The sequence below is a fragment of the Mangrovicoccus sp. HB161399 genome (assembly GCF_013184745.1).
Lineage (GTDB): Bacteria > Pseudomonadota > Alphaproteobacteria > Rhodobacterales > Rhodobacteraceae > Mangrovicoccus.
Genome location: NZ_JAATVU010000139.1, coordinates 1 through 7,208, shown reverse-complemented (window position 1 = coordinate 7,208; position 7,208 = coordinate 1). Strand labels below are relative to the sequence as shown.

4 protein-coding genes and 4 pseudogenes are annotated in these 7,208 nt (G+C 65.9%); 3 read left to right on the top strand and 5 right to left on the bottom strand.

The features are described 5' to 3' along the window. Nucleotides 1–506: 506 nt before the first annotated feature. The 5 genes and pseudogenes from HCC78_RS30890 to HCC78_RS30870 form a co-directional block, all read right to left on the bottom strand. The gene (locus HCC78_RS30890; RefSeq protein ID WP_172332573.1) at nt 507–2,501 is read right to left on the bottom strand and encodes a peptidoglycan-binding protein; all 1,995 of its coding nucleotides are present in this window, start codon (nt 2,499–2,501) and stop codon (nt 507–509) included. Continuing rightward, on the bottom strand, nt 2,498–3,019 hold the full coding sequence (locus tag HCC78_RS30885; RefSeq protein ID WP_172332572.1) for a hypothetical protein: 522 nt from the start codon (nt 3,017–3,019) through the stop codon (nt 2,498–2,500). Before HCC78_RS30885 ends, HCC78_RS30890 begins: the two co-directional genes overlap by 4 nt. A gap of 131 nt (nt 3,020–3,150) precedes the next feature. Further along, a complete protein-coding gene (locus tag HCC78_RS30880) occupies nt 3,151–5,073 on the bottom strand; it encodes a hypothetical protein (protein ID WP_172332571.1) in 1,923 nt (640 codons plus the stop codon). A gap of 39 nt (nt 5,074–5,112) precedes the next feature. Then, a complete protein-coding gene (locus HCC78_RS30875; protein WP_172332570.1) occupies nt 5,113–5,364 on the bottom strand; it encodes a hypothetical protein in 252 nt (83 codons plus the stop codon). A gap of 48 nt (nt 5,365–5,412) precedes the next feature. Continuing rightward, nucleotides 5,413–5,877: pseudogene (locus HCC78_RS30870) on the bottom strand (hypothetical protein); the annotation flags it as partial. A 303-nt stretch (nt 5,878–6,180) separates the two neighbouring features. On the opposite strand from HCC78_RS30870, the pseudogene HCC78_RS30865 reads away from it, so the two are divergent. The 3 pseudogenes from HCC78_RS30865 to HCC78_RS35065 form a co-directional block, all read left to right on the top strand. After that, nucleotides 6,181–6,377: pseudogene (locus HCC78_RS30865) on the top strand (hypothetical protein); the annotation flags it as partial. Between the two features lie 105 nt (nt 6,378–6,482). Continuing rightward, nucleotides 6,483–6,621 (top strand): annotated as a pseudogene (locus tag HCC78_RS35070) (transposase); the annotation flags it as partial. 50 nt (nt 6,622–6,671) lie between these two features. Further along, nucleotides 6,672–6,842, top strand: a pseudogene (locus HCC78_RS35065) (IS5/IS1182 family transposase); the annotation flags it as partial. Nucleotides 6,843–7,208: the final 366 nt, after the last annotated feature.

The window sequence follows — 7,208 nt, the reverse complement described above, 5'->3', positions numbered from 1 at the left end:
GCCCATCAGGGCCCTGACCTACAGGCGGCAGCATGATCAACAGGCAAGCTTAGCACCGCCGCAAACCTGTCCGGGAAATGGGGGCCTCCTCAGCTTTTGCGGGCAACCGCGGCACCGCTTGGCGAACGATGCTGCGCCCCCGTCCGGCTGTATCCGGATCGGCCCGGATGCTGGACATCCCTTGCCTTAACAAGCTGTAAAATATAATAAATATGCCATTCCGCTATCTGCCCGGATGAAAGGCGCAAGCTCAGCACACCCTCCAATCCAACAGGAACCAGCACTCCGCAAAGTGCTATTTGGGAGCATGGAAGCACCGCTTGCACCGTTCCCGCTTCTTGAGGCGCTGCTTCGCTAGACCCTCGCGGCAGACCAGCCGGCACCGGGACCGCGGGAGGACGGCAATGACGACGTTCGGGTCTGACCATCTCGGCCGCGAGGCCTTCGTCTATGTGCGGCCGTCGACGCAGGACGGCTTTCCAGGGACCGGACATATCGCCGGAAGCTCAGGCCGCCAGAAATATTTCCCTGTATTTCAGCGCAGTGTCAGCGACGCCGCGGCCGATGCTCCTGCCGGGATAGCGGTCGTCACCGATGCGGTTGCTGTCTCCGTTGATCAGGGACCGGGCACGGAAATAGTCGAAATCCTCGTCGGAACCGAGATCGGCCAGCACGAAGCCATTGCGGGTGAAACCCAGTTCCGACATTCCGCGCACGATGACATCGGCGGCCACGTCAGGTTCCAGCAACAGGTCAGGCGAGTTCACGAAATCCTGGCCGAAGAGCCCGCCGTACCGCTCGTAGTTCGAGCGTCCGGTGATCTGCACGAAGCCGCGCCCGCGATACCGCTTCGCCTCCTCCATGTTCCGGTTGCCAAGCCGGCCGACATAGCTGCGCTGGAACGTCGTCGGACCCCATTTCTCGGACATGATGCGGCCGAGATTGGTCTCGTGGTTGGCTGTCGCCAGAATGTAGGCGACATGGGCGGGCTCAGTCACGCCGTGCCTCTTGCAGGAGCGGAGGATGGCCTGCACCGAGCGGCTCATGGTTTCGCGGCCCGTCTGGCCGACGAAAGCCGGAGCGGTGGCGGCAATGGCCTTTCCTATGCGTTCGATCCCCAGGTCATCCGGCGGCGGAGGAACGGCGGACGCATCGCCGGGCGCGACAGGAGGCGTGGCGGGCGGCGCGCCGGGCAACAGGATGACCTGCCCCACGAGGAGGTTGCGGGCCGTTTCCTCCGTGAAGGCGCGGTGGCCCTCGTCCGTCAATTCCCTCCAGCGGTTGCCGTCGCCCAGCCAACGCCGGGCAATCTGGGTCAGGGTCTGCCCCGGTTGCACCGTGATCCGGCGCGACTGGCCGTCCAGCGCCGTGTCGATCCGCTTGAGCTCCACCGTTCCGTCGGCGAGGGTGTCCAGCTGCATCCCGGCGCACTGGCTTGCCTCGGCAACTTCGATCCAGCTGCAGGCCCGGCCCGAGGAATCCGGAGCGTCCCTGACCGCGATGCGGATCGGCGGGTCGGTGATCTCGGCAACCCCCGAGTCCACGAAGGGCAGCGACCAGCCGACCGCATTGGCGAAAGCTTCGAGCGACACCCAGGTCTCGCCATCCATGTTCATGCCCGGCAACGCCGCACCATTGACGAGCACATCTTCCTCGGGCGGGATTTCCTCTTCCGTTTCGTCGGCCCCCAGCAGGCGCGCCTGCCAGTCCCTGGTCATGCCGCGCAGTTCGTCGCCGACCTCGCGGAAGGGGCGCCCGGGCGCCCATGGGAGAACCATCGGATCCCATTTCCCGTCCTGCGGGACGCCGAGGATATCCTGCACCTCGCCATGTCCGAGAACCGTCTGGCGGCTTACGGCGATGCCATAGCGCAGGCAGAGTTCGGCGCAGACATGCGCCAGTGCATCCCACTGCGCGCGCGTCAGGGGGAAGGAGCCGGCGTGAAACGGGCGTTCGCGGGCATTGTGCATGGCGCAACAGGAGACGCCGATGGAACGGCTGTTCTTGTTCTTCGTGTGCGCCGCATAGGATTGGCTCCTGAGCGGCGGCACGTTCGCCGATATTGCATGCTTGCCGCGATGCACCCGTCCCTCGGAGTCGATGAGAATGTGATAATGCTTCTTGTCGTCAGGGCTCGGATTGTGCGCGCCGGCAGTCCAGTGGACGATGATCCGGTCCATCTTGACGGCAGGCATCCAGCTGTCGGGAACCAGGCGGGCGGCGGCGGCGGCCGTAGCAGCCGCCGGCGGCGCGCCGAATTCCGACAGTGCCGCGTCGAGCTTTGCGGCGGTATCGCTGCTCACGACGCCATCGATTTCCAGCCCCGCCGCCTGCTGGAAGTTGCGCACTCCCTGGCGGGTCCCCGAGCCGAACAACCCGTCATCGGCGCCGACAGGCAAGTGCCCGAGCCGGATGAGCGCGCGCTGGACAGCCTGCACGGTCGGGCCACGCATCATCGGAGTGGTGAACTTCAGGCTTCCGGCGCTGATGGCGATTGTCATGCGTCACATCCTTTCAGAGCGGAGCTGCGTTCGAGCTGGACGCCCAGAGCGCGGACCGATCCGGAAAAGGGCGGGAAATCCTTGGTCGCGCCCCCTTGGCCAGCCACCTCCAGCCAATCCCGCGCCGTCCCGAAAGCCGAGCAAGCCGCGACGCCGGAGCTGTCGGCGCCGGTCCAATAGGCGCTGTCGGCAGCGTAATAAGGTCCGGCAGCCTCGCCCGGCACATGCTCTGCATAGCTGGAGGCCGTGCGCGCCAGTGACTTGTTCAACGCACGTGCCCGGCTGTCGCTCGTCGCCGTGTCGCGGCCGAGCCGCAGGGCCTCGAGCTGGCCGACGAAATCGGCCGCCGTTGCGGCACCGGACGCACTGATGATGGCACCATAGGTGTCGAGCGCGCAGGCCGCATTGTTCCGTGCCGCGGGAGTGGCCGCCTCGGCACGGCCGACGGCTTCCTGGGCCAGCTGCAGGCAGGCGCGCGCCTTGACCCTGGCCTGCTTCGCGCACGCCGCATCGGACATCTCGCAAGCGATCGCAGCCGCGGCCTGGGTTTCGGCGTCTGCAGTCTGCAGCTTGTCGAGGCTCCGGACGCCCGGCGCGTCGCAGGCGGCCAGGACGGCCAGCGCAATGGCAAGGAAAACTCCTGGGCGGATCATTTGGGGTTCCCCTCCTTCTTCATGTCGCCAAGCGCGGAGATCATGCCCTCCAGCGCGACGTCGTCATCCCGTGCCTTGGATGCCATCAGGAAAAGCTGGTCGAGCGCAGCGAAGGCCTGCGGATTGCCGCGAATTTCGTCGACGGCGTCGAACAACGCACGCGGGTCTTCGGCGCCTACCTCCTCCAGCACTTCCACGGGCAGCTGCCCGGCCAGTTCCTCGCCCGCAACGAGCTGGCGGAAGCTCCTCAGCTGCGCCGCGAAACTGGCGAAATCCTGGCCGGAGGCGGCACCATGCTCCGCGAACAGGGCATCATCCTCGGCTGCAAGCGCGCGGCGGGCAAAATCTCCGCGCGCCGCAGGATTGTCCGTCACTCCCGGGCCCAGCATCTGCGCCAGATCGGGAAGGGCATCGAAGATTGTCCGGGCAATGGCGGGCAGCGAGGGCAGCGGGGGGATCAGGTTCTGGTTGAATTCCGCGTCGAGCACCCGGACCTTCCACAGGTCGTAAGCCGCGCCTCCAAGCCGCGCCGTGCCCAGCACGACCGCAATGGCCAGCCCGGATGGGCCTCCCGCCAGGCTGGCAACGCCGGGAACCTTGGAGAAGGCCGACACTGTCCTTGAAAGGAGACCGTGAACGGCACTCTTTTCCGGCAGGGATCCGGCAGCTTCGACGAGCATTTCAGCGGCGCCGAAGGGAGACCCGGTTCCCGCAAGGGACTTGATCCCCGAAACCGTCGCTTCCAGTTTGCCCACCTTGTTCAGGATGGACTTGAACTCGCCGTCAGGCACGACAGCCGCAAGCACCTTCCCCGCCTGAACTGCGCCTTCCACCTTGTCCAGAAGCCCTTGGGCCGGGCCGAGAACGGTGCTGATGGCCGAGGTCGCCTTCTTGCCAGCCGTCGTGGACCCGGCCACCTGGAGGAGTTGTCCGAGGACCTCCGGCGACGTTGCCGAGGCGGGATTCTTCTGGACGGCCGAGAACACGTTCACCGCGGCGGCAATCCGGTCGGCAGTCGACGCCATGTCGGATTGCTGCGCTTCCAGCCGCACGTCCCGGGCCTTCGCCTCGAGTTCCTGGCGGCGGCTCGGCTCGAATATCGAGGACAAGGCATCGACCATCCGGTTCAGGCCCTTGTAGACGAATTGCGCCGCGAACCCTCCGAGCAGGGCCAGCACCGGCATGCCATAGGGAAGGCTGGCCGCCGCACCGGCCTGGCTGGACTCCGTTGTTGCAGCAGATATCTCGGGCTGCGCGACAAGCTGCGTGAGGATCATTCCCGAAACGATCCCCAGCATGATCCGGATGCCATAATTCGATCCGATCCGCGGGTCGTATGTGCCTTCGACGATATAAGTCCGGGCGTCATAGAGAACTGAGAACGCGGATCCCAGTCCGGCGAGCCCCATGTAGAAGGCCATCACATGGACGAATTTCGTTCCGGTCAGCGACAGGACTGACACGCGGTAAAGGTTCGGATCATCGCCGAAATAAAGCGCCAGAATGACGGCGGCGAGAAAGAAGACCGTGATGCAGATCAGCGACCTGATCGTGGGAACCGGGGCAAGCCAGCGGTGCAGCAGGGGATTTTTCCTGGCGTCCCAATGCATCAATTCTATTGTCCGGGGCAGAGCCGGGGCAATCGCTTGGGACAGAAGCCGGTGCAGCCGATTCAGGACTGCCATGGGGATATCGTCGCGCTTGTCTATTCCCGCGGCCAGGAACCCTGCGAGTTCTCCTATTTCATCCGCATTTTCGTCCGAGATGGAAATTCCGCGCGAGAGATAATACGACAGCATCGCTTCGCATTCGCGGAAATAGCGTGCTCGGATATCAATTCTGGAATCGGATATTTCCAGAGTGGCGAGAGCAGGAATCTCGCTCGAAGAAGAGGAGCCTGCATTTCTTTCGATATTCATAAACGGGGCTCCCGGAAAAAACCTCTTCCAAAGAACTCTTCAACTTGGAACCAATACCTGGACCTGAAACCAATAGCCGGAAATCCTGCAGGATTTCCATTTGCTTTCCTTAGCACAATCGGGCTGCGGTTGATAGTCATGGAAGGCATAGTTGCAGAAGTTCGGCTTGATCCGGATTGCATTGGACTCAGGATCGACGCTGCTGCGGCAATCAGCTGATTTCTGGAACAGCGCTTCTTGATCCTGCTCCGGACACGGTAGCCGGACCATCTTTTCCATATCGCGCGGCATTGTTGCAGAAGTCTGCGCCGGGGCGTGATGCCCCTTCCCCAACTGAGGTCAGGCCACGCGCTCGATCTCGGCGGTGCCGAGGGCGTTGAAGCGGTTCATGAATGAGCGGCAAGCGCCATCGGTCCCAGCGCAGCCGCGAATGACACGGATGCGGATTTCGGCGGGTTGTCGGCCGGGGTCCCTCGACGCGATCCGTTCGCCGGAGGATTTGGGGTTCCCCATCCCGGCCTCGATCCTGCTCCGGACGTGGCAGCCGGACCACCGCTTACAGATCGTCCGGCCGGGCCGCCGGGCGGCCCGCGGGATGGCGTTCCTCGCCAGCGCAGCAGGGCAGTCCTCCTTCCACAGGCGGCCGTCTTTCCGGATGGGAGCGAGGGCATGACTGCCGTCGCCAGCGGTGCTCGGACCGATGGAGCATCCGCTGGCAACTCCGAAGGAATGCCCGAGCGCCGTGCCTCCGCGCGCCAGGATCGCCGCATGGCACCGGCGGGTGCCGAAGGCGTCGCCAGCGGTGCTGGGAGTTGCCCATCGCGGCGCCATCGGTCCGAGCCCGATGGCGACGGCGCATCCGCTGGCATCTCGCCAACAACGGTGCCGGTTTCTTCCGCCTCGCAGACCTCGCAGAAGGTGCCTGCGTTGCAACGCCGCAGGCGGGCACTTGTGGGTAGCTTCAAGAGGGCGAGAGCCGCCTGACGGGTTTGGCGCTTCGGTGATAGGTCCGACCTTATGCGCGACCTTATGTTCGAACTGGCGTTGTTGCGGAACTCGTCGGCTTCCGGAATTCACGGCGCGACTCCGGCGGGTCAAGAGCTTGGCATGGCGAAGCCGGAACCTGCCCGGCACCGCACGGCCAACCGGAAATCCTGCAGCGAGCCATTGATGCGCCATTGGTTCGAGCACAATGGCGGACGCGCTTAGGCGGCGCGGCTCGCTCCTGGTCTGGCTGGGCAGGGACGTGGCCTGGCGCGCGCCGAAGGCAGGCAAACCCGGGCGTCCGCCGGTCCTTTCGGAATGGGGAGGATCAGCAGACGGGCCGGAGGAGTTCGGGCCGGTCCGCGCCAGCGGCAAACCCTCCGGCAGAGGATTTGAAGGCCGGACGGGCGGAGCCCGGCCCGAGGAGTGCCATCCAGTTCTGCCTGATGATCAAGGTGCTCTTCAGTCTGCCGCCCAGGCAAACGGTCGGGATGGCCGCCAGCATCCTCGAGATGGCGTGCGCGGACTGGCCGGTCCCGGGCTTTTCCGCGCTTGGCCGACGTCCGAGCGAGACGGGACCGTGGCGCCAGCGGCGCCGCGAAAGCCCGGTCAGTGAGTGGCTGGCCGGGAAGCACGGCACCCACCGCCGCCGCCAGTGCCGCCAGCTCCATCTGGCGATGGACACAGGCACCGGCGACATCCGGGCGGTGGAGTTCGCCTCCAGCCGCGGGGCCGGCAGCCCTGTCCGTCCCGAATTGCCCGCCCGGATCCCGAAAGACGAGGAAGCCCCGCCATGGGACCGCGGTCCCCGGCGGTGCGGCGGACGCGCGGCCGGGATGGCCTCCGGGGCGTGCGGCCGCCCCGGTGCAGGATCCGGGATCGCGAGGTGCCTGCCGCTTCCTCTCCGGCGCCGCCCGGTCGGGCAGGTGGCGCCCGTCCTGCGCGGAAACGGCAGCGCCGCCGCCCCCCGGCGTCCCGCGGACGGGCATCGCCAGCCATGGCCCCCGCCAGGCCATGGCGCGGCAGGGCGCGATGCCGCTGGCCGGCCATCCACACCGCCAATGGCGGATAGCGGCTCGCTCCGCGGCACGCCGCACGGAACGGCGGTGCCGGACAGGAAGGCTGCATGCCCCTTGGACAAGGTGAACCGG

Coding starts and splice junctions, on each gene's coding strand:
- HCC78_RS30875 (WP_172332570.1), bottom strand. CDS start 5,364: ATGCCGCGCGATATGGAAAAGATGGTCCGGCTACCGTGTCCGGAGCAG.
- HCC78_RS30890 (WP_172332573.1), bottom strand. CDS start 2,501: ATGACAATCGCCATCAGCGCCGGAAGCCTGAAGTTCACCACTCCGATG.
- HCC78_RS30885 (WP_172332572.1), bottom strand. CDS start 3,019: ATGTCCGATGCGGCGTGCGCGAAGCAGGCCAGGGTCAAGGCGCGCGCC.
- HCC78_RS30880 (WP_172332571.1), bottom strand. CDS start 5,073: ATGAATATCGAAAGAAATGCAGGCTCCTCTTCTTCGAGCGAGATTCCT.